Below are 26,995 nucleotides of genomic sequence, written 5' to 3' on the forward strand. Positions count from 1 at the left end.
AGCACCGACGCGACGGTCTGCCCATCCCACCGGGCAGACCGTCGTGCAGGTTGCGAGTGAATGGAAGCCGAGAACTCGTCCCTACCGCCGAACCGCGCAAGAGAACGGTGCCCGCGCCCATGCAGCAGGGTTCATCCAGCAACGGGCAGGTGAGATTTGGGCGTGTCATTCGTTGGCGGAGATCGCGGCGTCGAGCTCCTGGAGAGCTTTGTCGTATTGATCGCGGTCGAACAGGAATGGGCCGAGTGCGGTGTAGTCACGAGTGGTGCGGTGGGGCTGTTCGAAGCGATCCCACACGACGAGGTGGCCGGTCAGGGTTATGCGCGTCAATAGTGGCCAGCAGCCCATTACCCCGCAGCTGCAGGCGAGCACGGGGGCTTTCTGTCGCATGACGTAGGAGGACCCGTGGAAATGGTCCATCGCCGACTCCAACCGGAAGAACACTGGAACGAGGCCGCCGTACGCGTCACCCGCAGGCTCCATGCCGGCGCAGATTTCGAAGGTATCGATGAGATCAGTCAGGGGGATGGTGTCGATGCGGGGCATGATCTGGTGGACGTCGGTTCGTCCGGGCGGTCCTGGGCGATAGTCGAACCCGATTTCGCTGATTGCTGTCGAACGCTTGCGTCGCAGGCGCTGCCGATCTCGGGCGGTCGACCCAACACCCGCGTGGCGGCGGGCGTCTGGGGTCTGGGCCCTTTCGGGGATCATCGCCCGAGGCGCACGACGCCCTTCTCAGTGGAAAGAATCATGGCGTCAACGTATCCAGAGCTCGTCCAACCCGCAAGGTGGACCACCTCCGCTGCCCGCCCAGGTCGCACATCGGCATTTCAGGATGCATTTACCGACTTGCCCGTCCACGCTGCTGGGGGTGGTCGGAGTGGCCGCGTGGACCAGGACGCGCCGAGCCTCACCCGTTCAGGTAGGTGTTGATTCGTTCGCGGTCGGCGTCGGTGGCCGGAAGCTGGACGACGAGCAGGAGTTCCGGGTTCTCGACCAGGCGGAATTGGAAGAGTTCCAGGTCTATCGGGCCTGCCTCGGGGTGGTCGATGCCGATGGTGGTCGGTTGGAAGTCCTGGACCGGGTACTCCGACCACCAGGTGCGGAATTCCGCACTGGCCGTGCTCAGTTCGGCTACGACCTGGGTCAGGCGTGGGTCGCCGGGACTGTTGCCGAGCAGGACGCGGAACTGGCTGAGGATCGCTCGGGCGGCGGGTTCCCAACGGCGCATCATGGCGCGGTTGCGGTGGTCGGTGTACATCCACCACAGCAGATTCCGGCGGTCGGGGGGCAGGGCGGCCGGGTCGGTGCGGATCCGGCTGAACGCGGTGTTCCATGCGACGAAATCCAGGCGCGCGTCGTGCACTACGGCGGGGGTCGGCGACATCGTGTCGACAAGCCGTTGCAGGCGCGAGATTTCGTCGCCGGTCCGATACCGCACGACCGGATCGGCGAACCCCGCGAGCCTGCGGAGCTGCCGGTGCTGGGTGGCGTCCAGATGCAGCGCCCGCGCCAGCGCGTCCACCACCTGCGGGCTGGCCGCGATCTTGCGACCTTGCTCGAGCCAGGTGTACCAGCTGAGGCTGACGCCGGCCAGCTCGGCGACTTCTTCCCGCCGCAGGCCCGGGGTCCGCCTCCGCCCGGGAATCACATCCGCGGGGAGACCGACGTCGGAAGGCTGTAACCGGGACCGGTGTGCTTTGAGGAACTCGGCGAGTTCGGTGCGGCGATTTTCGCTCATGGCGCTCCCGTTGTCTCGGCGAACAGTGATGTTCTGGGTAGCAGTATCGGTGCCAGGACCGGTGGGCGTGGGCGACTTACCGTCGTAGACATGAGGTGATCGCGAAAGGTCATCCGGGACAAGGGAGTACGGCGATGAGTAACGACAACGGGCCGGTGCTGGTGATCGGGGCTACCGGGCAGCAGGGGCGGGCGACGACGACGGCGCTGCTCGAACGGGGCGCGCAGGTCAGGGCTTTCGTGCGGGATCCGGAATCGGCGGGGGCGCTGGCGCTGCGAGCCGAGGGTGCCGAGCTGGTGGTGGGCGATCTGGACGATCCGGGCAGTGTGAAGGCGGCGCTGGACGGCAGCGGCAGTGTGTTCCTGATGCTGACCATGATGGAGGGCGTCCACATCACGGCGGCCGGGATCGCCGCGGAGCAGCGGCGCGGTGAGCTGGTGATCGATCTGGCGCGCGACAGTGGGATCGAGCATCTGGTGTACAGCTCGCTGCGGGGCGCCGGGGAGGACTCGGGGGTGGAGTATTACGCCGCCAAGACCCACCTCGAGGAGTACATCGCCGCGCAGGGCGTCCCGGCGACGATCCTGCGGCCGGTGTTCTTCATGGACAACTTCCGGTCGTTCAATCGCCCCGTGCTCGACGATTCGGGCACGCTGCTGGTGAATCTCGCTGTGCGCGGCGATATTCCGATCTCGCTGATTTCGGTCCGCGATATCGGCGCGTTCGCCGCGCTCGCCCTGACCCACCGCGCCGAGTACCTGGGACGCACGGTGTCGATCGCCGGTGACCGGCTGACCCCGCCGCAGATCGCCGAGGTCTTCGGGGCGGCGGCCGGGCTGCCCGCGCGCAGTGTGCAGGTGCCGATCGAGGCGGTGCGCGCCTTCGACGAGCAGGTGGGCAAGATGTTCGCGTACTTCAACGAGAGCCCCGACGAGCCGCTCGACCTGGCCGCGCTGCGCACCGCCCACCCAGGACTCCAGGACCTGGCGACCTGGGTGACGGCTACCGGCTGGCGGCCGTGAGCGGGCGGCGCAGGGCCGCGACGACCCCGAGCACCGTGAGCGTGAGCGTCAGCACGCCGAACCAGTCGCCCCAGCGGACGTACGGCGTGCCGGCGGTGCTGGTGCCGAGATCGGCTATCGCCATGTGGGTTTCGGTGATGCCGGTCTCGACCGAGACGTCGATGCGGCCCTGCGCGTCGACGCCGAGCAGTTCGCCCAGTTGCGCGGGCCGGGCGATGGCGATGCCGGATTCGACGGCCCGCACGACGGCCATGCGGCTGTGCAGCCAATGGTCGACGGTGAAGTCCAGGGCCGGGGCGAGCAGCAGGGTCGCGCCGTTCGCGCGGTTCTCGCGGACGAGGTCGGGGTGGTCGAGATCGGCGCAGATCGCGAGCGCCCACGGGCGGCCGGGTACCGGCACCGCCGCCCGGCCCGCCCGCAAGCCCGCTTCCAGGCCGGGCACCAGATATCGCTTGGCGTAGACGGTTTGGCCCGGATAGGCGATGGCGGCGTTGACGGTGCCGCCCTGCTGTTCCAGTTCCAGGCCCACCACCACGTGCACCCCGCGCCGCCTGGCGACGTCGTCCAGTGGCTCACTCAGCCGGGCCAGATCAGAGGACGTTGCGTGCCAAGCCTTCTCGGTGAAGACGACGACCTCGGCGCCCTGATCGGACGCCCGCTCGACCATTGTCACCGCCTCCGCGATCATCGCCGCGCCGGGAGCGGAGTCGACGGGAACGTACATGGGCGGTTGCGCCAGCGCGACGAGGGCGACCCGGACGACAGGCCCCTCGGCAGCCGAGCACACAGCACCCGCCGCGCCGGCGCCGAGCGTCAGCACAGCCGCGATGCCGACAATCCGACGCCGCCTCGTGCTTCGAACCTCATACAGTGCCCTGGAATGGCCGTCTCCTCCCCGACGCTGCCATGGGCTTCGCTCCTCTGCCACCGCTACGGTCCGAGCACCGGCAATTCCGCGCCGCATCGCATTTCGCACCGAACCAGCCACAGCGCCGACGATCCTCCGCCACTGTGGGTTTCGCACGGCCGACGCCGCGACGTCGACGGTCCGGCGCGGCTGAGTGCCCGATGCCCCCGGCACCGCCACGGTCGCGGCGTCGGCAGGTGCGAGCGGCTGCGAGTTTCGCAGCTGAGGCGCTGTCACGGCCACTACGACGGCTGGCACCGCGAGCAGGAGGAAGGTGATTCCCGCGACGCCGGTGATCGCGGCGATCCGCACGATCGGTCCCACCTCGGCCTGGGAGTAGCCGATGCTCCACCACGCGCCCACCCCGCCGACCAAGCGGTACAGGTATTCGGCGCAGGTCCAGGCGGCGGGGAAGGCGAGCGCCGCGAGTCCGATCCGGTGACGCGCGAGCAGCGCGCGGAACAGCAGGACGCACGCTCCGTACGCGACGGCGCTGCCGCCCAGCAGTACGGCGGCCGCGAGGACCGGCTGTTCCAGTGTCCGCACGAAATACGGCCAGTAGCGTGCGGTTCCGCCGAGCCAGGACAGAACCGCCGCCGCGTACAGGGCGCGAGCGGGGTAGCGCGGTGCCAGCCACAGCACCGGCAGCGGCGCGAGGAACGCGATCAAGGGGACCGGACGCAGCCCGGTTCCCACCGCCCACAGCCCTGCTGAGATCACCGTGGACGCGCACCAGATACTCACGTGGACAGATCTTTTCGTCGAGAAGGTCACTGCTCGATGGTCGGCGGCGAGCGGTACCGCGCACATCGCCCGGACGAGCGGTCCCGCCTCCCTCCCGCGAGGGAGATCAGCGCCCCGGCAGCCCGTTGTCGCCGGGCGCCACCATCCCGGATTCGTAGGCGAACACCACCGCCTGCGCCCGGTCACGCAAGCCGAGCTTCGACAGCACCGAACTGACATGGGTTTTCACGGTGTGCTCGGTGACGACCAGGCGCGCGGCCAGTTCCGCGTTCGAGCGGCCCGCGGCGAGCTCGCGCAGGATGTCGCGTTCGCGGGCGGTGAGGGCCGTCAGGTGGGCGGTGGCCTCCGGGCGGCGGGTGCGGGCGATCTCGGCGATCAGGCGACGGGTCACCGACGGGGCGAGCAGGGCCTCCCCCGCCGCGACGACGCGGACGGCGGCGACCAGCTCGGCGCGACGGGCGTCCTTGAGCAGGAATCCGCTCGCGCCGGCGCGCAGGGCCGCGTAGACGTAGTCGTCCAGATCGAACATGGTCAGTACCAGGACTTTCGCGTCGGACTCCGCGCAGATGCGGGCGGTGGCGGCGACGCCGTCGAGCCGGGGCATCCGGACATCCATCACCACGACGTCGGGCCGCAGCCGTCGGGCCGCGGCCACCGCGTCGAGGCCGTCGGCGGCTTCCCCGACGACCTCGATGTCGGGTTCGGCGTCCAGGATGAGGCGGAAGCCGGTGCGGAACAGTTCCTGATCGTCGACGACGAGTACCCGCATGCTCACTTCCCCTGCGCCAGTGGCAGTTCCGCGTCGACGGTGAATCCGGTGGCGGTCGGTCCAGCGCGGAGCACGCCGCCGCAGGCGTGCACGCGCTCGCGCATTCCGAGCAGGCCGAATCCGGTGGTGTCCGAGCGGGAAGGGCCGGTGCCGTCGTCGACGACGCTGACCCCGAGGCGGTCCGCGGACCAGCGCACCGCGACCTCGACCCGGCTCGCCCGCGCGTGCTTGCCGGTATTGGTGAGCGCCTCCTGCACGATCCGGTAGGCGGCGGCCTCGGTCTGCGGTGCGATCGGCGCGCGCGTTCCGTGTTCGGTGTAGTGCGCGGCGAGGCCGGGGCGCTCGGCCCGCGCGACGAGGTCGGCGACGGCGGCCACGCCCGGCGGGTGGGGTGGGTCGTCGCCGTCTCGGAGTGCGCCGATGCTGTGCCGGAGTTCGCGCAGTGCGGCGCGGCCGTCGTCGGCGATCGCGGCGAAGGCGGTGTCGGGGTGCGCGAGCAGGGGGCCGGTCTCGGCGCGCAGGATCATGGCGCCGACGGTGTGGGCGAGCCCGTCGTGCATGTCGCGGGCGATGCGCAGCCGTTCCCTGGCCACGGCGGCGGCCCGTTCCTCGTCGAGGCGGCGGGCCCGCTCGGCGAGGACGTCGATCTGGGCCTGCCGAGCCCGCACCCCGGCGCCGAGCGCCCACGCGGTCAGGAACGACATGGCGGCGTAGCCGTAGGAGTCGACGGGCTCGTTCGGCACCAGGAGCGAGACGAGAATCCCAGCCGCGACCAGCACGAACGTGATCCGGCGCTGGATCGCCGAACAGGAGGCGGCGATCGTGTACACGCACACCACGGTGCCGAACGGCAGCACGGGCATGGCGTGCGCGCAGGCCAGCGCGGTGATCGCGGGTCCGACCACGCCGAGGGTGGCCAGCGGCGCCCGGCGGCGCCAGAGCACCGGGACCGAGGCGAGCACCGACAGCCCGACGATCCACCACGTCGCACCGGCGACGACGGTGGGTCCGACGGTCACGACCGTCACGATGGCGGCGATCAGCGCGTCGATCGGTTCGAGCGGTTTCCGAGGCAGGCCCACGACGATCCAGTCTGACCGGCGACCGCGCGCCGCGCCTCCCTCGCGAGAGTGATTCCCGCACCGCGCGGTGGCGGTTCCCCACGGCGACGCTCGCGGGCCTAGGCTGGATCCGGACCGGACGACCGGGCGGCCACAGGCCCATGACCAGCGACGATGCCCACCCCGGACCACGGCGAATCAAGAACGAATTGCATACATAGCGATGTATGCATACGATAGCGACCGATCGAACCGCAGGGAGAGGTGAACACGATGGGCGCAGGACACGGACACGACCACGGGGTGTCGGCCGACAGCGACAAGCGCTGGCTGGCCGGCGCGCTGGCGGTGATCGTCACCTTCCTGATCGGTGAGGTGATCGTCGGCATCGTGGCCGATTCGCTGGCGTTGCTCTCCGACGCGGCGCACATGACCACCGACGCCGCCTCCATCGTGCTGGCGCTGGTGGCGATCCGGCTCGCCAAGCGCCCGGCCACCGGCCGGATGACCTTCGGCTGGAAGCGGGTGGAGATCCTGTCGGCGCAGGCCAACGGCCTGACGCTGCTCCTGCTGGCGCTGTGGCTGGGCTACGAGGCGATCCGCAGGCTGTTCGAGCCGCCGGAGGTGCACGGCACCCTGGTGCTGGTGACCGCGCTGATCGGCATCGTGGTCAATGTCCTGGCGACCTGGATGATCAGCCGCGCCGACCGGACCAGCCTGAACGTCGAGGGCGCCTACCAGCACATCCTCAACGACCTGTTCGCGTTCATCGCGACCGCCGTGGCGGGCCTGGTCATCATCCTCACCGGCTGGGTGCAGGCCGATGTCGTCGCCACCCTGATCGTGGTGGCGCTGATGATCAAGGCGGGCATCGGGCTGATCCGGGCGTCGAGCCGGATCTTCCTCGAGGCCGCCCCCGACTACCTCGACCCCGAGCGGGTCGGTCGCGACATGGCCGCGCGCGACGGCGTGACCGAGGTGCACGACCTGCACATCTGGGAGATCACCTCCGGCTCCCCCGCGCTGTCGGCGCATGTGCTCGTGCAGCCGGGGCACGACTGCCACGCGGTCCGCGAGGACATCGCGCACATGCTCGACCACGAGCACCACATCGAGCACGTCACCCTGCAGGTCGACCACGCCAGGCCGGCGGTCATCGGGATCGGCGCGGTCGACGACGACAGCCACTGCGGCGAGCCGCACGGACCCAAGCACGTCTCGACCGGCCGGGTGCCGCACACGCACTGACCCCACGAACGCGGGAAGGCCCCACACCTGGACAGGTGCGGGGCCTTCTCGTCGGTCACGCTGTCAGGGCGGACCCGGTCGTTTCATCGACCTGGAGGCTTGCTCAGCCGCCGAAGGAGCCGGTCCACAGGGTGTCGACCAGGCCGTGCAGGGCGGCGCCGAGGGTGTCGAAGAGGCCGTTCAGGGCGGCGCTACCGGTGTCGATGATAACGGGGATCATAATAATTCCTCTGTTTCTCGCATAGGCCCAGCCGGAGCTGGCTTACAGATGACCTATCGACGCCGGAACGCCGCGAGTTACGAAATTCCGGAATTCGTGACCCGCGTAACAACAACCCTCGTAAACCTATTACTACCTGCGGTTTTACCCGAATACCTCACGTTTCTGAGGGGATTATGAGAATCGCATGAGATTCATGTTGCGCTCATCCGATAAGACTGAATTTCCGATGCCCCGAAAAATAGGGGCACCGATCACGAATACATAGCGGGACAGCTGGTCACACCTGTTCACCCGCGCCCCGGATGGGTCGGCCGCCGACCATGCCCGCGACCAGGGCGAGGAAGCCGAGATGGGCGCGCAGCGCGGCGCCGTCGCGGGCGACGGAGGCGACCGTGGCCGTCCCCGACGTCACCGGATGACCGGCGAACCGGTCGGCCAGCCAGGCGAGCACGACCGGGACCACCAGGAACTCCAGCGGCAGGTGCGAGCCGCGGCGCACGCGCAGGTATTCGACCGTGGCGCCTGCCTCGCGATAGCGCTGGACGTGGGCATCGATGTCGGCGACGGCGATCACCTCGTCGCGCACGCCCTGCACCACCAGCAGCGGAGCGGCGGGCGCCCTGGTGCCGGGCTCGATGTCGGCGAGGATGCGGCGCAGGGCCGGTTCGGCCAGCAGCCCGGCCAGCCCCTCGCGCAGGTGCCGGGCGACATCGCGGCGGGCGAACCGCCACAGCAGCGCGAAGGTGGTGCGCTGTTCGGCCTCGCCGAGCAGGGCGCGGTACCGGTCGTCGAGGTGGTCGTCCAGGACCGGGTCGAGATCGGGGTAGGCGCGGCGCAGGCCGGCGACGAACGCGGCGGGGAAACCGGCGAACCAGCCACCGTTGAGGCGGACGAACGCCGCCGCCGGGTCACCGACCGGCGACCCGGCCGCCGCGCCGACGATGGTCAGCTCCGGCGCGTACTCGGCGGCCAGCTCCGCCGCCCACGCCGTCGCCAGGCCGCCGCCGGAGTAGCCCCACAGGGCGACCGGGGTCGTCGGCGTCAGCCCGAGTGGCACGAAGCCGAGCGCGGCCCTGATCCCGTCCAGCGCCCGGTAGCCGGGCTCGCGGGCGGCGCCGAACCGGCCACCGAGCCCCTCGTGATCGGGCACCGACACCGCCCAGCCCTGCCGCAGCGCCATCGCCACGATCGGCAGTTCGAGCGGCGCGATCGAGCCGGTGGTCTGCGCGCCGAGCCGCAGCGCGTAGGAGGGGAAGCACTGCGGGGCGACGGCGTCGATGGCGCACTGGAACGAGACCAGCGGACGCGGACGCGTTGGGTCGGCGCCCCACGGCAGCAGCACCGTGGTCACCGCGACCTCGGGCGCACCGTCGAGATCGCAGGTCCGGTACAGCAGTTGCCAGGCCGCGATGCGCTGGCGCACCAGCCCGAACAGGGCCAGCTCCACCGAACGCGAGCGCACCACCGTGCCCGGCGCGAGCAGCTCGGCGCCGGGCGGGGTGGCGTAGAACGGGTCCTCGGGCGGGAGCAGCGGCGCGGTGCTCCACTGCGTCAGCGCGAGCGGGTCGAGCCTCACAACTTGCCGCCGCCACCGAAGAACCAGGGATTGAACGTGCAGGTCAAAGCGAGACCGCCTTCCGGGTCGAGGGCCCGCAGCGCGATCGAAGCGGCCCGCGGGGAGTACATCATGGTCAGGTGGTCGGAGATGTCCTGCTCGCAGCCGTCCTGCAGGGCGATGTTGTCGACGGTGGCGTCGGGTCCGGCGCGCAGGAAGGCCAGGTCGAGGGGGTTCATCACCTCGTCGTAGCGGGAACCGACGACGGTGTAGGCGACGCCGGGCACGGTGTCACCGCTCGCGTTGAGCGTGCTGTAGAACGGCGAGCCGATGGCCTGTTCGACATTGGCGACGCCGATGATCGGCCGGTAGAAGCCGAGGATGTCGATGCCGGCGTTGTTGATCATGCGGCCGAGGGTGGCGATGCCGAGCAGCGCGGTGCCGTGGTGGGTGGCGCCGAAGGTGACCAGCTTGCCGACCTTGCCCTGGCCGCCGTCGAACTTGAGGTAGTGGTTGGCGATCGTGCCGCCCTGGGAGTGGCCGACGATGTCGACCTGGTCGGCGCCGGTGGCCGCCCGCACCCGCTCGATGAAGCCCGCGACCTGCTGCGCCGAGTCGGCCATCGGCCCGACGCCGTAGCGGCCGGGCAGCACGGCGCCGAGGCCGCCGCCCTCGAGCAGGCCCGACTTGCCGTAGTTCAGGGTGAACACGCAGTACCCGGCCTTCGCCAGGCGCGGCGAGAGGTAGGAGAAGGTGTCGTAGGCGTTGAGCCAGGTGCCGTGCAGGAGCACGACGGGACGCGGGTGCTGTGCGCTCGGCTTGCAGTCCCAGCGGTTGGCGCCGGGCGGCGCGGCGTCGGGGTGCAGCAGGCCGTAGGCGAAGGCGGGCAGGTAGGCCGACATCTCCGGCCCCTCGCCGACGGCGTCGGACGCGCGGCTGCCCGCCGACCCCGAGCTGCTGCCCGAGGCGCTGCCGGTGTCGGCGATGGCGGTGGGCCTGCGGCCGTCGGGGGCCGTGGCCATGCCGGCGTCGAGGTATTCGGCCAGCGAGGCGATGGTCGGTTCCAGCACCGGGTCGGCGCTCGCCGGGCCCGTGCCGAGAACCGAGGCCGCGGTGAGGCCCGCGGCGATACCGAGTCCGCACAGGGTGCGGCGCAGTGGCTGCGTCGTTGCAATCATGGTGGTCAGTCACTTCCGTCGAACCGCGTCGGCCAGCGTTGGCTCGGACGCGCACAGCGAATCTATGACCGGCGCCACAGCGGTGTCACTGCACCGTGCACCGAGAAAACGTCGCACTTGTTGGCGCGGGAACCAAGATCTGTGCGTTCTCGATGGGAGCTGCCCACGCCGCCCTGTTCTCGGACACAATCAGGTCATGCTCGCCGAACACCCCGTTACCGCACCACCCGCTTTGACCGCACGACTATTGACCCGCTGGCCCCAGATCGCCGAGCGGATGCTCGCCGCGGGGCTCGGTGCCACCGCCCCCGCCGAGCTGCCGCCGGGCCATTTCACCGCGGAAGTCCTGCCGACCATCTACGCCTGCGGGCGCGCCGTGCTCGAGGCGATCGCCGCCGAGCGCGAGTTCACCCAGGCCGAGGTCGCGGCGTTCGTCGGGCCGGTCGCCGAGCGCCACGCCGAGGACCGGCTGCCGCTGCCGATGCTGATCGGCGCGATCCACGGCTCGGCGCAGGCCGTGCTCGACGAGGCGTTCGCGCTGGCCGAGCCCACCGAGATGAACGACCTGGTCCGGGTAGGCAGCGGACTGCTCGAGTTGCTGCGCCACATCAACATGACCGTCGTCGAGACCTACACCGAGGTCGAGCAGTCGATCTATCACGCCGAGCGCGAGGCCCGTCGGGAACTGTGTTCAGCGCTGGTGCGCGGGCTGCCTGCCGAGGAACTCGCCGCGCGCGCCGACACCGTGCTCGCCGACCAGTACACGGTGCTGGCGATCCACCTGAGCGAGCCCGCCCGCACCGGCAGCGCGGCGAACCTGGTGACCCGCCGCCGGATCCGGGTCCTGCAGCGCGCACTCGACGAGCTCACCGGCACCACCACCCCGGCCACCTTCGACGGCGCGAACGGCATCGCGCTGCTGAGCAACAGCTCCGAGACCGACGCCCTCGGCGCCCGGCGCTTCGACGAGCTCGCCGCCCGGCTGACCGATCAGTACGGCGTGACGGTGTATCTGGCCGAGTTCTCCGGCGTCGCCCGCGACGCCATCCCGGCCGCGGCCAAGGACGCGACCGAGCTGACCGAGCTGGCCCGGCTGCGCGGCAGGCCCGGCGGCTGCTACCGCCTCGACGACCTGCTGCTCGAATACCAGCTCACCCGCCCCGGCCCGGCCCGGGAACGCCTGGCGCAGCGGGTGATTCCGCTGCTCGGCAGTCCGCATCTGATCGAGGCGCTGGAAGCGCACCTGCGCCACGGCGCCGACCGCAAGACGGCCTCACGCAAGATCCACGTGCACCCCAACACCTTCACCTACCGGTTGCGCCGCATCGCCGAGCTCACCGGACTCGACCCGGCCGACCCGACCGATTCGCGCATGCTGGCCGCCGCGCTCACCGTGCACCGGCTCGACACCCCGCAGCGGCACGGCGAGGACCAGCAGGTCTAGCGGGTCAACCCGTCGGCGACGGCGCCGAGCCCCGCGGAGATCGCGGCGCGCTGCGCGGGCTCGAGCACGTCGACGAACACCCGGCGCACCACCTCGACGTGCCCGGGCGCGACGGCGTCGAGCTTGGCCCGGCCCGCCTCGGTGAGCACCGCGTTGACGCCGCGCACGTCGCTGTCGTCGTCGACGCGACGCACCAGCCCGGCCTGCTCGAGCTTGCCCACCTGATAGGTGAGGCCGCTCTTGGAGGTGTAACTGGCGGCGGCGAGGTCGGTCATCCGCATGGCGCCGCCGGGCTCGGCGGCGAGCCGGACCAGCACCTCGTACTGGGTGTGCGTGAGCCCCTCCCCCTTGAGGTGCTGGTCCACCGCGCGGTCGACCAGCGCGCCCGCGGCCAGGAACCTGACCCACAGCCGCATCTCCTCGGCATCGAGCCACCTGGGTTCTTCCATGCCGCAAACCCTAATCACTTCGGCGGAATAGCTGCGCATCGCGTATTGTTCAAATTTGAACATACACAGTTCACCGATCCGAAGGAGCCGACCGTGACCATGCCGGTGCTCTACCTCTCGCACGGCGCTCCGCCGCTGATCGACCACGCCACCTGGCCCGCCGAGCTCGCCGCCTGGTCGGCCGACCTGCCCCGGCCGCGCGCGATCCTGATCGTGTCCGCGCACTGGGAGTCGGCCCCGATCACCCTCGGCGCGACCACCACCGTGCCGCTGGTCTACGACTTCAGCGGCTTCGCCCCGCGCTACTACGACCAGCGCTACGCCGCCCCCGGCGCGCCCGAGCTCGCCGCCCGGGTGCGCGAACTGCTCGGCGGCGCGGTCGCCGACGCCCCCGATCGCGGCCTCGACCACGGCGCCTACGTGCCGCTGAGCCAGATGTACCCCGACGCCGACATCCCGGTGCTGCAACTGTCGATCCCTACACTGGATCCGCAGGACCTGATGGAGTTCGGCCGCGCACTCGCCCCGCTGCGCGCCGAAGGTGTGCTCATCATCGGCAGCGGGTTCTTCACCCACAACCTGCGCGCGCTGACCGCCGACGACCACCACGTGCACTCGTTCACCGCCGAGTTCGACGACTGGGGCCGCCGGGCACTCGACGACCGCGATATCGACGCACTGCTCGACTTCGAGCACACCGCCCCCGCGCCGCGGCTGGCCCACCCGCGCACCGAGCACTTCGCCCCGCTGTTCCTCACCCTCGGCGCGGGCGCCGATGACATCGACTCCCTGCGCACCGTCATCGACGGTTACTGGTTCGGGATGGCACGACGCTCGGTTCAGATCGGCTGACCGGGCGCAACGGAAAGGACATCGCCATGACCACATCGACCACCCCCACCGACGCCGGACTCCTCGTGCTGCGCCTCGGCGTCGGCGCGACCATGGCCGCGCACGGCACCCAGAAGCTGTTCGGCTGGTTCGACGGCGGCGGCCTGTCCGGCACCGAGAAATTCTTCGCCGCGAGCGGCTATCCGTCGGCGAAAGCCTTCGCCGTGGTGGCCGGGCTGAGCGAGACGCTCGGCGGCATCGGCCTGATTCTCGGCCTGCTCACCCCGCTGGCCGCGGCGGCGATCCTGGGCACGATGCTCAACGCGATCGCGGTGAAGTGGGGCGGCTTCTTCTCGCCCAAGGGTGTCGAATACGAGATGATCCTGGCGGTCGCGGCGACGAGCCTGGCACTCAGTGGCGCAGGCGCTTTCGCGCTCGACCGGTTCGTCCCCGGCCTGCGCAACTACAAGCTCGCCTATGGCGTGGGGGCCATTGCCCTGGCCGTGCTCGTCGGCGGAATAACGCTGCTCGTCCGGAATTGAAATTCAACGAAAAAACCCGCTATTCGACGTGTGCATCGAATAGCGGGTTATTCGTTTCCCGACAAGGAAAGTCTGAAATTCAGCGCGCTTTACAGGTAGGCGCTGCACACCGGCCAGGCGCCGGGACCCTGCGCGGCCAGCACGTTCTCCGCGATGCGGATCTGCTCCTCGCGGCTGGCGTTGTCGGCGGTGCCGGTGCCACCGTAGGCCTCCCAGGTGCTCTGCGAGAACTGCAGGCCGCCGTAGTAGCCGTTACCGGTGTTGATGTTCCAGTTGCCCGTGCTCTCGCACTGCGCCACGGCGTCCCAGTTGTTCGCCGAGGCGGTCGCGGTGGTCAGACCGGCCGGAACGGCGATCATGGCGCCGGCGACAGCGGCGAAACCGAGGGCACGAGTGGTGAACTTGCGATTGAAAGACATAAGGATTCCTGCCTGCGCCCACCGGCTCGGTGAAGTAATCCACCGCGTCCCTGCCCCTCAGTAATGTCGGGGATCCTCGAAATCGCGGGGCAGGCTTTCCGGTGTTCTGCGATTCGATTCGGCTCGGGTTGTTGTTCAAGCCGTGACCGAATGTAGCCGGAATGCGAGCTGAGATCACGTCCGGATCACGGACGCGTCTGTACCGGACATTGTCCAAAGGAACACTGTTCCGCGCAGGTCCACCGTGACAAATCCGTAATCACAATACTGTCGTTATACCGTCGTTATGTGACCGGGATCACCCGTATATAGCGACCCCGGTCACGTTTCCGACCCGGCAATTCGGGCATCGCGCCCGCGCGGGTCAGCGGTATTCGGGGTTCTCGAAGCCGAACCGGCAGCCCGCGTCCCACTCCGAGCGCTGGTTGCCGTGGACCGGGATGCCGCCGACATCGCGCAGGATCCGGGCCAGATGCAGCAGATTCCAGGTCATGAAGGTGGTGTTGCGGTTGGTGAAGTCGTTGTCCGGGCCGCCCGAACCCGGGTCGAGGTAGGACGGCCCCGGCCCCGCCTCACCGATCCAGCCCGCGTCGGCCTGCGGCGGAATGGTGTAGCCCAGGTGCTGCAGGCTGTAGAGGATGTTCATCGCGCAGTGCTTGACGCCGTCCTCGTTCCCGGTGATCACACAGCCGCCGACCTTGCCGTAGTAGGCGTACTGCCCCGCCGCGTTGAGCTGCGACGAGTTGCCGTAGAGCCGCTCGATCACCCGCTTGGTGACCGAACTGTTGTCACCGAGCCAGATCGGCCCCGCGATCACCAGGATGTCGGCGGCCATGACCTGCTCCTGCAGCGCGGGCCAGGCGTCGGTGGCCCAGCCGTGCTCGGTCATATCGGGCCAGACGCCGGTGGCGATGTCGTGGTCGACGGCGCGGATGTGCGAGACGGCGACGCCGTTCGCCGCCATGATGTGCGCGCTGACGTCGATCAGACCCTGCGTATTGCTCGGTTCCGGCGAACGCTTGAGCGTGCAGTTGATGAACAGCGCCGACAGATCGTCATAGGTCGCCATGGTCGTTCGGCCTCCTCGGTGGATGACGCGGCGATCCCCGCCGCGCAGTACCGTGCCCGCACCGGCCGTGACGTTACGGCGGCGAGGTCACATCCGAGGGCGCCGCGGGAGCACAGCACGATGTCGACAACACCCCGGCCACCGCACTCTCGGCCGCCCGGCGCGGCAACTCCGGATCGGGTTCCAGCCGGAGCAGGACCACCTGGTGGTAGACCGGGGCGGTCGCGGTGATCAGCAGGGCGCGCGCGTCGACAGCGGGCGCGAGCTCACCCCGCGCTACCGCCCGTCGTACGACGACCTCCGACTGGTGGTAGCGGTCGGCCCACAGCCGCCGCAGGGCGTCGGCGGCCTCCGCGGAGCGGAACGACACCGCGATGAGCGCCACCGCGATCGAGTTCGGCTCGCCCAGCGAGTCCTGGATCTCCTGATTGAGCGCGGTCAGGTCGCCCACCAGCGACCCGGTGTCGCGGGGCTGCCAGTCGATGTCTCCCGCCGCGGTGAACAGGTCGGCGATCAATCCCCCGGTATCGCGCCAGCGGCGGTACACGGTGGCCCGGTGCACGCCCGCGCGGGCCGCGACGGCGTCCACGGTGACCGCGTCGTAGCCGTTCTCGGCCAGTTCGGCGCTGACCGCGTCGAGGACCTGGGTGCGGATCCGGGCGGTCCGGCCGCCGGGGCGAGTCCGGGGTGTCGGCGAGGGGGAACTCATATCGGCTATCCGGTTGCTCGGTGGGACGGGGTCGTGGCACCATCCTAACGCGATAGTTGTCGCACTAATACCGGAGGAGTTCACTGTGCCAGAGACATCAACGCTCGAACCTCCGGATCCGGCCACGCTGCATCCCATGGCGGGCCAGCCGCGGGTGGTGCTGCTGAAACCGCTGGTCACCTCGCCGCTGATCGAGGTCGGCGAGTTCACCTACTACGACGATCCCGACGACGCGACCGCGTTCGAGACCCGCAACGTGCTCTATCACTACGGGCCGGAGAAGCTGATCATCGGGAAGTTCTGCGCCCTGGCCACCGGCGTCCGGTTCCTCATGAACGGCGCCAACCACCGCATGGACGGACCGTCGACCTTCCCGTTCCCCACCATGGGCGGCGCGTGGTCGGCGCATCTGGACCTGCTCACCGACCTGCCGAACCGGGGCGACACGGTCGTCGGCAACGACGTGTGGATCGGCAACGGCGCGACGATCATGCCCGGCGTCCGCATCGGGCACGGCGCGATCGTCGCCGCCGGATCCGTGGTCACCCGGGACGTCCCCGACTACGGCATCGTCGGCGGCAATCCGGCCCGGCTCCTGCGCACCCGCTACGACGACCAGGACATCGCTCGGCTGCTGGCCCTCGCCTGGTGGGACTGGCCGACCACCCACCTCACCGAGCACGTGCGCACGATCATGAGCGGCACCGTCGCCGACCTGGAAGCCGCCGCCCCGACCGGAAAGTGAGCGATGCCCCGCCACCTCGCCATGATCGGCATCCCGATCGTCAGCCACGTCCTGCCGAGCCTGGCGGTCATCCGGGAGCTGGTGGCTCGCGGCCACCGGGTGACCTACGCCAACGACCCGGCCGTCGCCGACCTCATCACCGGCACCGGCGCCGACTTCGTGCCGTGCGCCTCGCTGCTCCCGGTCGCTGACAACGCCTGGCCGGACGACCCCATCGCCGCGCAGAACCTGTTCCTGGACAACGCGATCCACGCACTCCCCCAGCTGCGCGCCGCCTATGACGACAACCCCGCCGACCACTATCTGTACGACATCGGCGCCTACGCCGCCCGCGCACTCGCCGAAGCCCAGCAGCGGCCCCTGCTCCAGCTGTCGCCGACCTTCGTGGCCTGGCAGGGCTATGAGCAGGACGTCGCGGTGCACCTGCGTGGCCTGCCGGGCGCCGCCGCCTACCGCGAGAAGTTCGCCGGTTGGCTGCGTGGGTGCGGTGCGACGACCACCGACGTGGACGCGTTCGCCGGTCCACCCGACCGCGCGCTGGCCCTGATTCCCCGGTCCATGCAACCGCAGGCCGACCGGGTCGACAGCGACACCGTCACTTTCGTGGGCCCGTGCTTCGCCGCCGACGCGACCACCTGGACCCGGCCGACGGCGGACAAGGTCCTGCTGATCTCGCTGGGTTCGGCCTACACCCGCCGACCGGAGTTCTATCGCCGGTGTCTGGCGGCCTTCGGTGACCTGCCGGGCTGGCATGTCGTCCTGCAGATCGGCAAGCACACCGAGGCGAGCGAACTCGGTGCCATTCCAGCGAACATCGAAGTGCACTCGTGGATCCCGCAGCGAGCGATCCTGGAGCAGGCCGACGCTTTCGTCACCCATGCCGGCATGGGCGGGTGCGGCGAGGGACTGCTCTCGGGTGTCCCGATGATCGCCGTGCCGCAGGGCGCCGAACAGTTCATGAACGCGGACCGCCTGGTCGAACTGGGTGTGGCCCGCCGGATCGACACCGCCGACGCCACCGCCGAGAACCTGCGGTCGGCCCTGTTCGAGCTCATCGGCGATCCCGAGGTCGCGCGCTGCTCGGCCGCGCTGCGCACCGAGGCCAGGGCCGAGGGCGGCACCCACCGCGCCGCCGACCTCGTCGAATCGCTGCTCACCTAGCGCTGGAAATACTCCTCGAGCCGCGCCCGCACGGTCGACCTGGCGCGGTGCAGCAGGACGCGCTGATTGCCCGCCGAGATGTCGAGCAGCGCGCAGACCTCGTCGGCGGAGTAGCCCTCGATATCGCGCAGGGTGAGGACGGTGCGGTGACGGGCGGGCAGTGCGGACACCGCGGCGGCGAGCAGGCGGGCCACTTCGGCGCGTTCGACGGCGTCCTCGGGTTCGGACCACGGACGCGGCTTGGCGCCGATCGCCCAGTGACCCGGGTACTGGTCACCGGGCGGGCGGAACCGGCCCGGATCGACGGCGGGCCCCTCGTCATCGGGCAGCAGCGTGGCGAACGGGACCGTGCGATGTTCCTTGATCCCGCGCTTCTTGGCGGTGTTCACCAGGATCCGATACACCCAGGTCTTGAGTGAGGACCGGCCTTCGAACCGGTCGACACCGCGCACCACGGCCAGCCACGCCTCCTGGACCACTTCCTCGGCCGAGGCGTCGGTGGAGACGAACGAGCGCGCCAGCCGCAGCATCGAGCCCGACCAGGCATCGACGACCAGCGCGAACGTCGCGTCGACACCCGCTCGCAGCTCGGCGACGAGCACGTCGTCGGCGGGCAGGGCGCCGTCGTGTCCCACCGGGTCTCCTCGCTGTCACCACTCGCGTCGCTGGCAGCACAGTACCGCCGCGCGGCGGTGTAACGCGCGGGACCGGTCCGGGAACGGAGAACGCATGCGAGAGAAGGAGAAGACCATGCCACACCGCCGTATCCGCCGAACAGTCCTCAGCGTGCTGGCGGTGGGGTTCGTCGCCGCGCTGGTCGTGGGCCTCTACCTGTTCCAGCCGTGGCGGCTGTTCACCACGACGACCGTCGACGAGGCGCCGGTCACCGCCATGGGCGACGCGCCGGTCTCGGTGATCGCGTCCGGCGAATTCCTCTCCCACGAACACGACACGACCGGCTCGGCGCAGCTCCAGCGCCTGCCCGACGGCACGCTGGTCCTGCGGATCACCGACCTGCGCACCTCCGACGGTCCCGCGCTGCACGTGTGGCTCACCGATCAGCCGGTGATCGGCGACGACTGGCACAACTTCGACGACGGCACGCACATCGATCTGGGCGCGCTCAAGGGCAACGAGGGCAACCAGAACTACACCCTGCCCGCAGGCACGGACCTGTCGGCCGTCGAGTCGGTGAGCATCTGGTGCGCCCGCTTCCACGTGTCGTTCGGGGCGGCCACGCTGACGCCGGCCTGAGCCGCTCAGGCGGGGCGGTGCCAGTCGCGGAACGCCGCGAGCAAGGTGGTGCGCGCCGGGCCGGAGAGCTGCTCGGGCGCGAGTCCGCCGAGGTCACGGGTGGTGCGGCGGATCTGTTCGAGGTAGACCTCGCAGCCGTCGCACTCGGCGAGATGGGCGAGGAAGCGCAGTTCGGTCGCGCTGTCGAGGGCGCCGTCGAGGAAGCTGGTGACCAGCTCGACGAATTCGTCGCAGTCCATTCGCACCGGCTCCTCTCGCTCGGCCAAGCATAGCCATCGCCGCACCCTTCAGAGCCCGCGGCGGCCCCGGCGTTACAGCCGTCGGCGGTTCAGGCGAGCAGGCGCTTCTCCGTCGCCACCGCGACGGCCGCCGCCCTGGTGTCGACGCCGAGCTTGTCGTAGATGCGGCCCAGGTGCGTCTTCACCGTCGCCTCGCTGATGTGCAGCGCGCGGGCGATCTCGCGGTTGCCGAGGCCCTGGGCGAGCTGGCCGAGGATGTCGCGTTCGCGCGCGGTGAGGGTGGGTCCGGGATTGCGCATCTTGGCCATCACCTTCGCCGCGACCGGCGCGGACAGCGCGGTCTGCCCGCTCGCGGCGGCGTGGATCGCGGCGAACAGCTCCTCGGGCCGCTCGGCTTTGAGCAGGTAGCCGGTGGCACCCGCCTCGATCGCGCGGGTGATGTCGGCGTCGGTGTCGTAGGTGGTGAGAACCAGCACGTGCGGGGTCGGCGCCGGCTGCGCGGTGATCCGGCGGGTGGCTTCGACACCGTCCATGTCGCTGCCGAGTTGCAGGTCCATCAGCACCACGTCGGGGCGCAGGCTCGCCGCCAGCGCGACCGCGGCCGGGCCGTCGGCGGCCTCGCCGATGACCTCGATATCGGGCGCGCTCGACAGCAGCGCGTGCAGTCCGGCGCGGACGACGGCGTGATCGTCGCAGATCAACAGGCGGACGGCGGGTTTCACAAGTGCCGATGCTAGCGCGCACTCCCCACCGGAACATCGTTCCTCATTGCGCACACCGTACGGTAGCCGTACAGTGTTCGACATGACGAACATCGTGCGCACACCGTCGGCCGAGGCCACCGCGACCGGCCCGATCGCGGCCTTCGCGCGGTTCGTCGCCTGCGGCGGCGGGCTGGGCCTGGCGTCGAGCGCGGCGGTGGCGCAGCTGGCCTGCGTGCTGCCGTGGGCCGTCGCGAACGCGGTGGTCACGATCGTCTCGACGCTGCTCGGCACGGTGCTGCACGCGCTGATCACCTTCGGCGGGCGCACGCTGCCGGGGTGGCGGGAGCACTGGCAGTCGGCGGGGTCGGCCGCGGCGGCCTACGCGGTGACGAGCGCGGCGATGTTCGCGCTGTTCGCCGTGCAGGCGGCGCCGGGGGTGCTCACCGAGCAGGTCGTGTACCTGTCGGCGTCGGGCCTCGCCGGGATCGGCCGGTTCCTGGTGCTACGCATGGTCGTGTTCGCCGATCAGCGCCCGATGGCGCGGATCGGCCGCGCGGCGGCCCGCGAACCGATCACGAATACCGCCGGCCGCACCACCGTCGACATACCGGCCGAGGTCACCCGCACCGAATGGCCTGCTGTACCGGCCGAGGCTGGGTCGGCCGGCGGCCCGGCCGGGACCCGCCCCCGGATGCGTCCGAGCACGACCCGGCTGGTTCTCCCGGCGCCCCGACCGCACCGGTACTGGCTGCCCGCCGCCGCGTAGCGCTCTCAGCCGACGGCGAGCGGAATCGCGACCGAGAGCACGGTGCCGTCGCCGGGCGCCGATTCGATCGCGCAGGTCCCACCCAGCTGACGCACCCGCGCCCGGATCGCGGGCAGGCCGTGCCCGCGATGCTCGGCCGGATCGGCCCGCTCGTCGGGATCGAACCCGCGCCCGTCGTCGGCCACATCGAGGAGGATCTGGTCGTCGAGGCTGGTGAGGGTGATGGTCGCGGTCGTCGCCGCCGCGTGTTCGCGCACATTGGCGAGCGCGCCCTGCGCCACCCGCAGCAGCGTCGCCTCCACCCGCTGCGGCAGCGGGCCAGGGGTGCCTTCCAGATGACAGCGCACCGTGAGGGTGTCGCCGGACTCCCGCGCGGCGAGCGCGGTGAGCGCGGCGGCGAGCGAACCGCCGGCGGCCAGGTCGGCGGGCGCCAGGTCGTGGACGAAGCGCCGGGCCTCGGCGAGGTCGCGGTCGGCGATCTCGGCGGCCGAGCGCAGATGAGCGCGCGCCAGTCCGGGATCGCTGTCCCACACCAGATCCGCCGCCTGCAACAGCATCCGCTGGCTGGACAGCCCCTGCGCGAGGGTGTCGTGGATCTCCATGGCGAGCCGTTCCCGTTCGGCGAGAGTGCCCTCGCGGCGCTCGGTCTCGGCCAGTTCCTGCCGGGTGCGGACGAGGTCGTCGATGAGCGCCGCCTGGTGTTCGGTCTGGCGGCGCATGCCGACGAACAGCACGGTGGTCACCGCGGCAACCGCGGGCGGCGCGAGCACCAGGTTCGGATCCAGCCAGCCCGCGATCCGCACCTGACTGAACACCACCAGCGCGGTCAGCGCGCAGACCAGCGTCACCGCGACGCGCACCGACAGAATCCGTAAACCGGTGTACACCAACGGAACCGCGCACCAGGCGAAGCTCGGTGCCAGCACCACCAGCACCGCCCAGGTCGCGACGAGCGCCGCGAACCACATCACCCGATTCGAATGCCGCAGCTCGCTCATCGCGTAGAGCACCGCGAGCAGCAGCGCGAGCGCGACGACGAGCGGGGTCGAGCGGGTGTCGGCGTGCCGGATCAGCCAGCGCATGAGCGAGGCGGCCAACAGTACGTAGAACGCGCTGTAGACGATGACCGTGAGCAGGCGCGTATCGTCGTTCCGGTCGCCGAGTGTGCTCCGCATCGGTACCTCCCGTCCACATCAGCTGGGCAAACTCCCCCATTCTCCCTCGCGGGACGCCGTGCCCGGGTCATCCGATCGGTTGACCCCGGTGTCGCCCGATCCGGCCGCGCAAGTGCAGCCGGTTCGCCGATCCGCGCGGGCCGCCCAGCGCACAGGATGGATATCAACAGGCCACGGCACCACCGCCGGACGGCCGAGAATCCGATCAGGAGCAGCCATGAGCACCAAGTTCAGCACCCGCAACCGCCTCATCGTCGCCGGCGCCTCGGCCGCCGTCGTCGCCGCGGGCGTGGTTGGCGTGGTGACGGTGCAGGCCCAGAACCCCGACGCCGCGACCCGCACCCCCGTCGTCGCCGACGCCGCCGACGCCAACCTGACCCAGAGCACCCACCTCTCGATCGCCGCCGCCACCAAGGCCGCGCAGACCGCGCTCGACGCGGCGGCCAAGGAGAACCAGCGGGTCAGCGTCGCGGTCGTCGACCGCAACGGCAATGTCATCGTCACCCTGCGCGGCGACGGCGCGGGCCCGCAGTCCTACGACGCCGCCCAGCAGAAGGCGTTCACCGCCGTCTCCTGGAACGCCCCCACCACCGAGCTGAGCAAGCGCCTCGAGTCCGCCCCGCACCTGGCCGACATCGACGGCACCCTGTTCCTCGGCGGCGGCGCGCCGGTGAAGGCCAACGGCGCCCCGATCGCCGGCATCGGCGTGGCCGGCGCCCCGAGCGGCGACCTGGACGAGAAGTTCGCCCAGGCGGGCGTCGCCGCGATCGGCAAGTAATCCCCTCGAACACCCGGCGGCCCGATGACCTCCCCAGGTCATCGGGCCGCCGCGGCGTTCAGCTCTCCCGCCGCGCCTTGGCCCGGCGCTTGCCCTCGTGCATGGCCTGCACCCTGGCGATCGGGATGGTGTGCCCCTCGGCGATCAGGTCGGCCGGAAGTGCCTGTGGTGCGGGCATTTCCGTGGCCCACGGATCGGTGTCGCCGAGCAGGTTCGGCGCGCTGCGGAGGGTGAAGTCGGCGGGGACGACATCGTCGATATCGCTCCAGCGCAGGGGAAACGAGACCGGGACGCCGGGGCGGATGCGCGGGCTGTAGGCCGCGATGACGGTGGCGCCGCCCGCCCTGGTCGAATCGAGGAAGACCTTGCCGTGCCGGTCTTCCCGGATGAACGCGGTGGTGCCGACGGCCGGGTCGATGCGTTCGGCGCGGGCGGCGATCGCCCGGGTCGCGGCGGCCGCGTCCTCGATCGCGATGCCCGGCACGACCGGGACGAACACGTGTAAACCCTTGGCGCCGCTGGTTTTCACCGCGCCGTCGAGTCCGTCCGCGGTGAGCGCGGCCCGGATCAGGTGGGCGCCCGCCGCGGCGTCGCGAAAGGTCTGCCCCGGTGACGGGTCGAGGTCGAGCACCAGATGGGTCGGCCCGGCGCTGTGGTCCACCGGCAGCAGGGTGGGGTGATACTCCACGGCCCGCTGATTGCCGAACCACAGCAGTGTCCGCTCGTCGTTGCCGAGCGCGTAGGTGACCTCCCGGTGCGAGCTCTCGGCCCACACCGTCACCCGGGGCACCCATTCCGGCGTGTACTTCGGCAGGTTCTTCTGCATGAACGGTTCCTGCCCCGGCCGCACCCGCACCACCGACAGCGGGCGGCCCCGCAGCACGCGCACCAGCCGCTCCCCGGCGAACTCCAGGTAGTCCACCAGGTCCCGCTTGGTCGCCTCGGCACCGTCGAACAACGGCTGGTCGAGGTTCGACATCTCCACCCCGCCCCGCACTTCCTTGCTGGCCATCGCCCCACCCTCCCCCGTCCCGCCGGGGTGGTCAACCAGCCGCGTCGCCGAGGATTCGCCCGAAAAGGAAACATCCACCGGAACACGAGCCGATCAATTACTCGAATTGTCGACCGCGCACAATTATCGGCAAGCGAATCCTACACAGAAACAATCCGCGCATCGAACCCGTCTTTTCCCGCCCGGAAGGATCGAGTGTGATGCGCGACACAACAGTGCCGAAACCTCTGCCGATTCATCTTTCGTTCACCTGCATAGCGCGAATGGAAACGAAGGAAATCGACAAGGTTTCACAGCGGGGTGATTCTTATCCGGTCGCGGATTTTTCACGGCCCGACCGCCGATCGACAAGGCTGGAGCACCACCGGCACGCATCAGCGAACAGCGCCACACCGCCGAATCCTCCGAGATTCCCCAGGTCCACATGCCTATCGTCGATCGACATCACGCATGACCGACGCCCGGGAAGGCCGCAGAATCGGTGACACAGATCACACAGAAACTTCACAGACAGGTGTCCCCGAGGTCCCCGAACGGTCTCGCAATAGGCCGATTAGCGCGCGTGAACCGAGATCCCGGAACAAAACCTCGCTGTGACCCAAATCATTCGGCAATCCAGATCCCCAGGTCACCGAAAGGAATCGACCCCATTTATCGGAGCGCCGTTTCCGCATTGTTCAACATTGCGACTGCGACCGCCTCGTCCGGTCTGCTATCAATTAGCTCTCGCCGGCCGATTCGGGCGGGTGAGAGAAACTTCAGGAGATCAACTATGCGCACCCTGCGTATCCTCGGCGTCGCCGCTGTCGCGGCGGGAATCGTCCTGAGCGGCACCGAATTCGCGTCGGCCGCCGCCCCCGAGCCCATCGCCGACCCGCCCGTCTCGGGCTCGGCCGTCCTGGTCAAGGGCCTCGAGGCGCTGGGTTCCGGCTCGGCCACCGCTCCGAAGATCGTCGCCGACCCGCCCATCTCGGGCTCGGCCGTGCTGCTCAAGGGCCTCGAGGCGCTGACCTCGGGCTCGGCCCTGCCGTCCGCCTTCGGCCAGCTGGGCGTCGCCCCGCAGCCGATCGCCGACCCGCCGATCTCCGGCTCGGCCGTGCTGCTCAAGGGCCTCGAGGCCCTCGCGACCGGCTCCAGCGCCGCGCCGAAGCCGACCAGCTAGTCGCCGACCGTCCGGACAGGGTCCGCCCTGTCGGCCCGACCGGGCAGCCGACCAGCCGTTTTGGTTGATTGCCCGGTCGTCGGCTATCGTATGTTCCGCGCGGTTCACCCCGGTGAATCGTAGTTCTGGCCCCGTCGTCTAGCGGCCTAGGACGCCGCCCTCTCAAGGCGGTAGCGCGGGTTCAAATCCCGTCGGGGCTACAGCGAACTCCCCGGTCATCGCGACCGGGGAGTTTTTTCATGCCCCGATTCGTGCAACATATTGACAGACGTTGCACAGTCCATACACTGAGGGAGATGTTGCACCCGGAGGTGACGTGACCGAGCAGACCGCGCTGAGCAAGCGACTCGACGATCTCGCCGCCCGGCCCGACGCCCTCACCGCCTTCAAGGCGGCCAGATCAGGGTTCCTGGCGGGCCGCAGGCTGGAGATGAAGGAGCTCGCCGTCGAGCTCGGCGTCAACCGGGCCACCCTGTTCCGCTGGGTCGGCGGCCGCGACGAATTGCTCGCCGAGGTGATCTGGTCGGTGGCCGAACCCACGCTGCGCCGCGCAGCCACCGCCAACACCGCGCAGGGTGCCCGCCGGATCGCCCGCGTGCTGGGCGATTTCGCCGAAGCGGTGAACACCTCCGACGCCTTTCGCCAGTTCCTGCGCCGCGAACCCGAACGCGCGCTGCGCCTGCTCACCACCCGCGCCGGTTCCGTGCAGCGACGCTTCGTCGACGTGATCGCCGGCCTGCTCACCGAGGAGATCGCGGCGGGCACCCTCGATCCGCCACTGCCGGTGCCGGAACTGGCGCTGCTGCTCGCGCGGATCACCGAGACCTTCATCTACGCCGACGTGATCAGCGGCGAGGAACCCGACGCGGCCAAGGTGGTCCAGGCGTCGCTGGTTCTGCTGGGCGTACGGCCCGAACAGTAGGAAGCGAAAGGAAAACCATGCAGCGCACCATCTACTCCGAGGACCACGAGGCGTTCCGCGCGTCCGTCGCCGAATTCGTCAAGCGCTCGATCGAGCCCAACGCCGAGCGCTTCGCCGAGGAGCGCGCGATCGACCGCGCGACCTGGCTGGCCGCCGGTGAACTCGGCTACCTCGGCCTCGGCGTGCCGGAGGAGTTCGGCGGCAGCGACGCGGGCGACTACCGGTTCGCCGCGGTCCTCGGCGAGGAACTCGCCAAAGCCGGTGCGGCGCTGTCGTCCTCGTTCGGCATCCACTACGACGTGTGCGCGCCCTACCTGGTGGAACTGACCACCGACGAGCAGAAGCGGCGCTGGCTGCCCAAGTTCTGCACCGGTGAGATCGTCACCGCCATCGGCATGACCGAGCCCTCGGGCGGTTCGGACCTGGCCGCGCTCAAGACCACCGCGGTGCGCGACGGCGACGACTGGATCATCAACGGCTTGAAGACCTTCATCACCAACGGTTTCAACGCCGACCTGGTCATCGTCGCCGCCCGCACCAGCCCGGAGAAGAAGGCCAAGGGCATCACGCTGTTCGCGGTCGAGAACGGCATGGAGGGCTTCACCCGCGGCCGCAAGCTCGACAAGGTGGGTCAGCCCGAATCCGACACCGCCGAACTGTTCTTCGACAACGTCCGGGTGCCCGACGCCAACCGGATCGGCGAGGTCGACCGCGGCTTCATCGCCATGATGGAGCGGCTGCCGCAGGAACGCATCGGCGCCGCGATCTCCAATATCGCCCACGCCGCGGCCATCCTGGACGAGACGCTGACCTACGCCAAGGAGCGCAAGGCGTTCGGGCAGCAGATCGGCAGCTTCCAGTACAACAAGTTCCTCTTCGCCGAGCTGGTCACCAAAGTCGAAGTGACGCAGGCGTTCGTCGACCAGGGCATCGCCGCGCACGCCGCGGGCACGCTGTCCGCGGTCGACGCCGCGAAGGCGAAGTGGTGGTCGGCGCAGGTGCAGAACGAGGTGCTCGACGCCTGCGTGCAGCTGCACGGCGGCTACGGCTACATGCGCGAGTACCGGGTCGCGCGGGCCTGGATGGACGCCAGGGTCACCAAGATCTGGGCGGGCTCCAACGAGATCATGAAGGAGCTCATCGGCCGCGATCTGGGCCTGTAGGGA

Annotated in this window: 28 protein-coding genes, 1 tRNA gene and 1 pseudogene; 14 read left to right on the forward strand and 16 right to left on the reverse strand. The window is 70.0% G+C overall.

Features of this window, described 5'->3' with window-relative positions:
* Positions 1-165 precede the first annotated feature (165 nt).
* Both AB0L91_RS04180 and AB0L91_RS04185 read right to left on the reverse strand, forming a co-directional pair.
* On the reverse strand, positions 166-546 hold the full coding sequence (locus AB0L91_RS04180) for a hypothetical protein (RefSeq protein ID WP_365007199.1): 381 nt from the start codon (positions 544-546) through the stop codon (positions 166-168).
* 364 nt (positions 547-910) lie between these two features.
* Positions 911-1,741 carry a helix-turn-helix transcriptional regulator gene (locus tag AB0L91_RS04185; RefSeq protein ID WP_365007200.1) on the reverse strand — a complete coding sequence of 277 codons (831 nt, stop codon included), beginning with the start codon at positions 1,739-1,741 and terminating at the stop codon, positions 911-913.
* A gap of 134 nt (positions 1,742-1,875) precedes the next feature.
* Between AB0L91_RS04185 and AB0L91_RS04190 the strand changes: the two genes are divergently transcribed.
* Positions 1,876-2,763: an NmrA/HSCARG family protein gene (locus tag AB0L91_RS04190; protein ID WP_365007201.1), complete on the forward strand. Its 888-nt coding sequence runs from the start codon at positions 1,876-1,878 to the stop codon at positions 2,761-2,763.
* Here the strand turns inward: AB0L91_RS04190 and AB0L91_RS04195 are convergent.
* From AB0L91_RS04195 to AB0L91_RS04205, 3 genes are all read right to left on the reverse strand, one after another.
* Entirely contained in the window at positions 2,744-4,414 is a 1,671-nt protein-coding gene (locus AB0L91_RS04195; RefSeq protein WP_365007202.1) for a nitrilase-related carbon-nitrogen hydrolase, read from the reverse strand. The genes AB0L91_RS04190 and AB0L91_RS04195 overlap by 20 nt on opposite strands.
* Positions 4,415-4,520: 106 nt before the next feature.
* The gene (locus AB0L91_RS04200; RefSeq protein WP_365007203.1) at positions 4,521-5,189 is read right to left on the reverse strand and encodes a response regulator transcription factor; all 669 of its coding nucleotides are present in this window, start codon (positions 5,187-5,189) and stop codon (positions 4,521-4,523) included.
* Positions 5,186-6,265, reverse strand: a complete 1,080-nt coding sequence (locus AB0L91_RS04205) for a histidine kinase (RefSeq protein WP_365007204.1) — start codon at positions 6,263-6,265, stop codon at positions 5,186-5,188. Before AB0L91_RS04205 ends, AB0L91_RS04200 begins: the two co-directional genes overlap by 4 nt.
* Positions 6,266-6,517: 252 nt before the next feature.
* Here AB0L91_RS04205 and AB0L91_RS04210 point away from each other — a divergent pair, with 252 nt between their 5' ends.
* On the forward strand, positions 6,518-7,492 hold the full coding sequence (locus AB0L91_RS04210; protein ID WP_355282329.1) for a cation diffusion facilitator family transporter: 975 nt from the start codon (positions 6,518-6,520) through the stop codon (positions 7,490-7,492).
* 500 nt (positions 7,493-7,992) lie between these two features.
* Here the strand turns inward: AB0L91_RS04210 and AB0L91_RS04215 are convergent, their stop codons facing one another.
* Both AB0L91_RS04215 and AB0L91_RS04220 read right to left on the reverse strand, forming a co-directional pair.
* Positions 7,993-9,291, reverse strand: coding sequence for a lipase family protein (locus AB0L91_RS04215; protein WP_365007205.1), 1,299 nt, complete (start codon positions 9,289-9,291; stop codon positions 7,993-7,995).
* Positions 9,288-10,448: an alpha/beta fold hydrolase gene (locus AB0L91_RS04220; protein ID WP_357343831.1), complete on the reverse strand. Its 1,161-nt coding sequence runs from the start codon at positions 10,446-10,448 to the stop codon at positions 9,288-9,290. Before AB0L91_RS04220 ends, AB0L91_RS04215 begins: the two co-directional genes overlap by 4 nt.
* A 196-nt stretch (positions 10,449-10,644) precedes the next feature.
* Here AB0L91_RS04220 and AB0L91_RS04225 point away from each other — a divergent pair, with 196 nt between their 5' ends.
* Entirely contained in the window at positions 10,645-11,892 is a 1,248-nt protein-coding gene (locus AB0L91_RS04225) for a helix-turn-helix domain-containing protein (RefSeq protein WP_357343829.1), read from the forward strand.
* Here the strand turns inward: AB0L91_RS04225 and AB0L91_RS04230 are convergent.
* The gene (locus AB0L91_RS04230; RefSeq protein ID WP_365007206.1) at positions 11,889-12,341 is read right to left on the reverse strand and encodes a MarR family transcriptional regulator; all 453 of its coding nucleotides are present in this window, start codon (positions 12,339-12,341) and stop codon (positions 11,889-11,891) included. The two genes, AB0L91_RS04225 and AB0L91_RS04230, sit on opposite strands and share 4 nt — an antisense overlap.
* Before the next feature lie 99 nt (positions 12,342-12,440).
* On the opposite strand from AB0L91_RS04230, the gene AB0L91_RS04235 reads away from it, so the two are divergent.
* A complete protein-coding gene (locus AB0L91_RS04235; RefSeq protein ID WP_365011171.1) occupies positions 12,441-13,193 on the forward strand; it encodes a class III extradiol ring-cleavage dioxygenase in 753 nt (250 codons plus the stop codon).
* Positions 13,194-13,219: 26 nt separating this feature from the next.
* Positions 13,220-13,714 carry a DoxX family protein gene (locus tag AB0L91_RS04240; RefSeq protein WP_357343825.1) on the forward strand — a complete coding sequence of 165 codons (495 nt, stop codon included), beginning with the start codon at positions 13,220-13,222 and terminating at the stop codon, positions 13,712-13,714.
* A gap of 104 nt (positions 13,715-13,818) precedes the next feature.
* Here AB0L91_RS04240 and AB0L91_RS04245 read toward each other — a convergent pair.
* The 3 genes and pseudogenes from AB0L91_RS04245 to AB0L91_RS04255 all read right to left on the reverse strand — a co-directional run.
* Positions 13,819-14,133 (reverse strand): annotated as a pseudogene (locus tag AB0L91_RS04245) (transglycosylase family protein); the annotation flags it as partial.
* A gap of 364 nt (positions 14,134-14,497) precedes the next feature.
* Positions 14,498-15,202: a flavodoxin family protein gene (locus AB0L91_RS04250; RefSeq protein WP_365007207.1), complete on the reverse strand. Its 705-nt coding sequence runs from the start codon at positions 15,200-15,202 to the stop codon at positions 14,498-14,500.
* A 73-nt stretch (positions 15,203-15,275) separates the two neighbouring features.
* Positions 15,276-15,911, reverse strand: a complete 636-nt coding sequence (locus AB0L91_RS04255; protein ID WP_365007208.1) for a TetR/AcrR family transcriptional regulator — start codon at positions 15,909-15,911, stop codon at positions 15,276-15,278.
* Positions 15,912-16,047: 136 nt separating this feature from the next.
* On the opposite strand from AB0L91_RS04255, the gene AB0L91_RS04260 reads away from it, so the two are divergent.
* Both AB0L91_RS04260 and AB0L91_RS04265 read left to right on the forward strand, forming a co-directional pair.
* Complete coding sequence (locus AB0L91_RS04260) at positions 16,048-16,656, forward strand: CatB-related O-acetyltransferase (protein WP_365011172.1); 609 nt, start codon at positions 16,048-16,050, stop codon at positions 16,654-16,656.
* A gap of 3 nt (positions 16,657-16,659) precedes the next feature.
* Positions 16,660-17,817, forward strand: a complete 1,158-nt coding sequence (locus AB0L91_RS04265; protein WP_365007209.1) for a macrolide family glycosyltransferase — start codon at positions 16,660-16,662, stop codon at positions 17,815-17,817.
* Here AB0L91_RS04265 and AB0L91_RS04270 read toward each other — a convergent pair.
* Positions 17,814-18,452 carry a sigma-70 family RNA polymerase sigma factor gene (locus AB0L91_RS04270; protein ID WP_365007210.1) on the reverse strand — a complete coding sequence of 213 codons (639 nt, stop codon included), beginning with the start codon at positions 18,450-18,452 and terminating at the stop codon, positions 17,814-17,816. The two genes, AB0L91_RS04265 and AB0L91_RS04270, sit on opposite strands and share 4 nt — an antisense overlap.
* Positions 18,453-18,546: 94 nt before the next feature.
* Between AB0L91_RS04270 and AB0L91_RS04275 the strand changes: the two genes are divergently transcribed.
* The gene (locus tag AB0L91_RS04275; protein ID WP_365007211.1) at positions 18,547-19,071 is read left to right on the forward strand and encodes a DM13 domain-containing protein; all 525 of its coding nucleotides are present in this window, start codon (positions 18,547-18,549) and stop codon (positions 19,069-19,071) included.
* Between the two features lie 5 nt (positions 19,072-19,076).
* On the opposite strand, the gene AB0L91_RS04280 is transcribed toward AB0L91_RS04275, so the two are convergent.
* Both AB0L91_RS04280 and AB0L91_RS04285 read right to left on the reverse strand, forming a co-directional pair.
* A complete protein-coding gene (locus AB0L91_RS04280; RefSeq protein ID WP_355282354.1) occupies positions 19,077-19,310 on the reverse strand; it encodes a zf-HC2 domain-containing protein in 234 nt (77 codons plus the stop codon).
* A gap of 89 nt (positions 19,311-19,399) precedes the next feature.
* Positions 19,400-20,032, reverse strand: a complete 633-nt coding sequence (locus AB0L91_RS04285) for a response regulator transcription factor (RefSeq protein ID WP_355282357.1) — start codon at positions 20,030-20,032, stop codon at positions 19,400-19,402.
* Between the two features lie 82 nt (positions 20,033-20,114).
* Between AB0L91_RS04285 and AB0L91_RS04290 the strand changes: the two genes are divergently transcribed.
* The gene (locus tag AB0L91_RS04290; protein ID WP_365007212.1) at positions 20,115-20,780 is read left to right on the forward strand and encodes a hypothetical protein; all 666 of its coding nucleotides are present in this window, start codon (positions 20,115-20,117) and stop codon (positions 20,778-20,780) included.
* A gap of 5 nt (positions 20,781-20,785) precedes the next feature.
* Here the strand turns inward: AB0L91_RS04290 and AB0L91_RS04295 are convergent, their stop codons facing one another.
* Positions 20,786-21,955 (reverse strand): sensor histidine kinase, encoded by a 1,170-nt coding sequence (locus AB0L91_RS04295; RefSeq protein ID WP_365007213.1) that lies wholly within the window; start codon positions 21,953-21,955, stop codon positions 20,786-20,788.
* 217 nt (positions 21,956-22,172) lie between these two features.
* Here AB0L91_RS04295 and AB0L91_RS04300 point away from each other — a divergent pair, with 217 nt between their 5' ends.
* Positions 22,173-22,733, forward strand: a complete 561-nt coding sequence (locus tag AB0L91_RS04300; RefSeq protein WP_355282365.1) for a heme-binding protein — start codon at positions 22,173-22,175, stop codon at positions 22,731-22,733.
* Positions 22,734-22,791: 58 nt separating this feature from the next.
* Here AB0L91_RS04300 and AB0L91_RS04305 read toward each other — a convergent pair whose 3' ends face one another.
* On the reverse strand, positions 22,792-23,745 hold the full coding sequence (locus AB0L91_RS04305; RefSeq protein WP_365007214.1) for an ATP-dependent DNA ligase: 954 nt from the start codon (positions 23,743-23,745) through the stop codon (positions 22,792-22,794).
* 772 nt (positions 23,746-24,517) lie between these two features.
* On the opposite strand from AB0L91_RS04305, the gene AB0L91_RS04310 reads away from it, so the two are divergent.
* From AB0L91_RS04310 to AB0L91_RS04325, 4 genes are all read left to right on the forward strand, one after another.
* Positions 24,518-24,907: a hypothetical protein gene (locus AB0L91_RS04310; RefSeq protein WP_365007215.1), complete on the forward strand. Its 390-nt coding sequence runs from the start codon at positions 24,518-24,520 to the stop codon at positions 24,905-24,907.
* 127 nt (positions 24,908-25,034) lie between these two features.
* Positions 25,035-25,107, forward strand: a tRNA-Glu gene (locus tag AB0L91_RS04315).
* A gap of 116 nt (positions 25,108-25,223) precedes the next feature.
* A complete protein-coding gene (locus tag AB0L91_RS04320) occupies positions 25,224-25,829 on the forward strand; it encodes a QsdR family transcriptional regulator (RefSeq protein WP_357343804.1) in 606 nt (201 codons plus the stop codon).
* Positions 25,830-25,846: 17 nt separating this feature from the next.
* Positions 25,847-26,992, forward strand: coding sequence for an acyl-CoA dehydrogenase family protein (locus AB0L91_RS04325; protein ID WP_365007216.1), 1,146 nt, complete (start codon positions 25,847-25,849; stop codon positions 26,990-26,992).
* Positions 26,993-26,995: the final 3 nt, after the last annotated feature.

Source organism: Nocardia sp. NPDC051833 (assembly GCF_040681225.1).
GTDB lineage: Bacteria > Actinomycetota > Actinomycetes > Mycobacteriales > Mycobacteriaceae > Nocardia.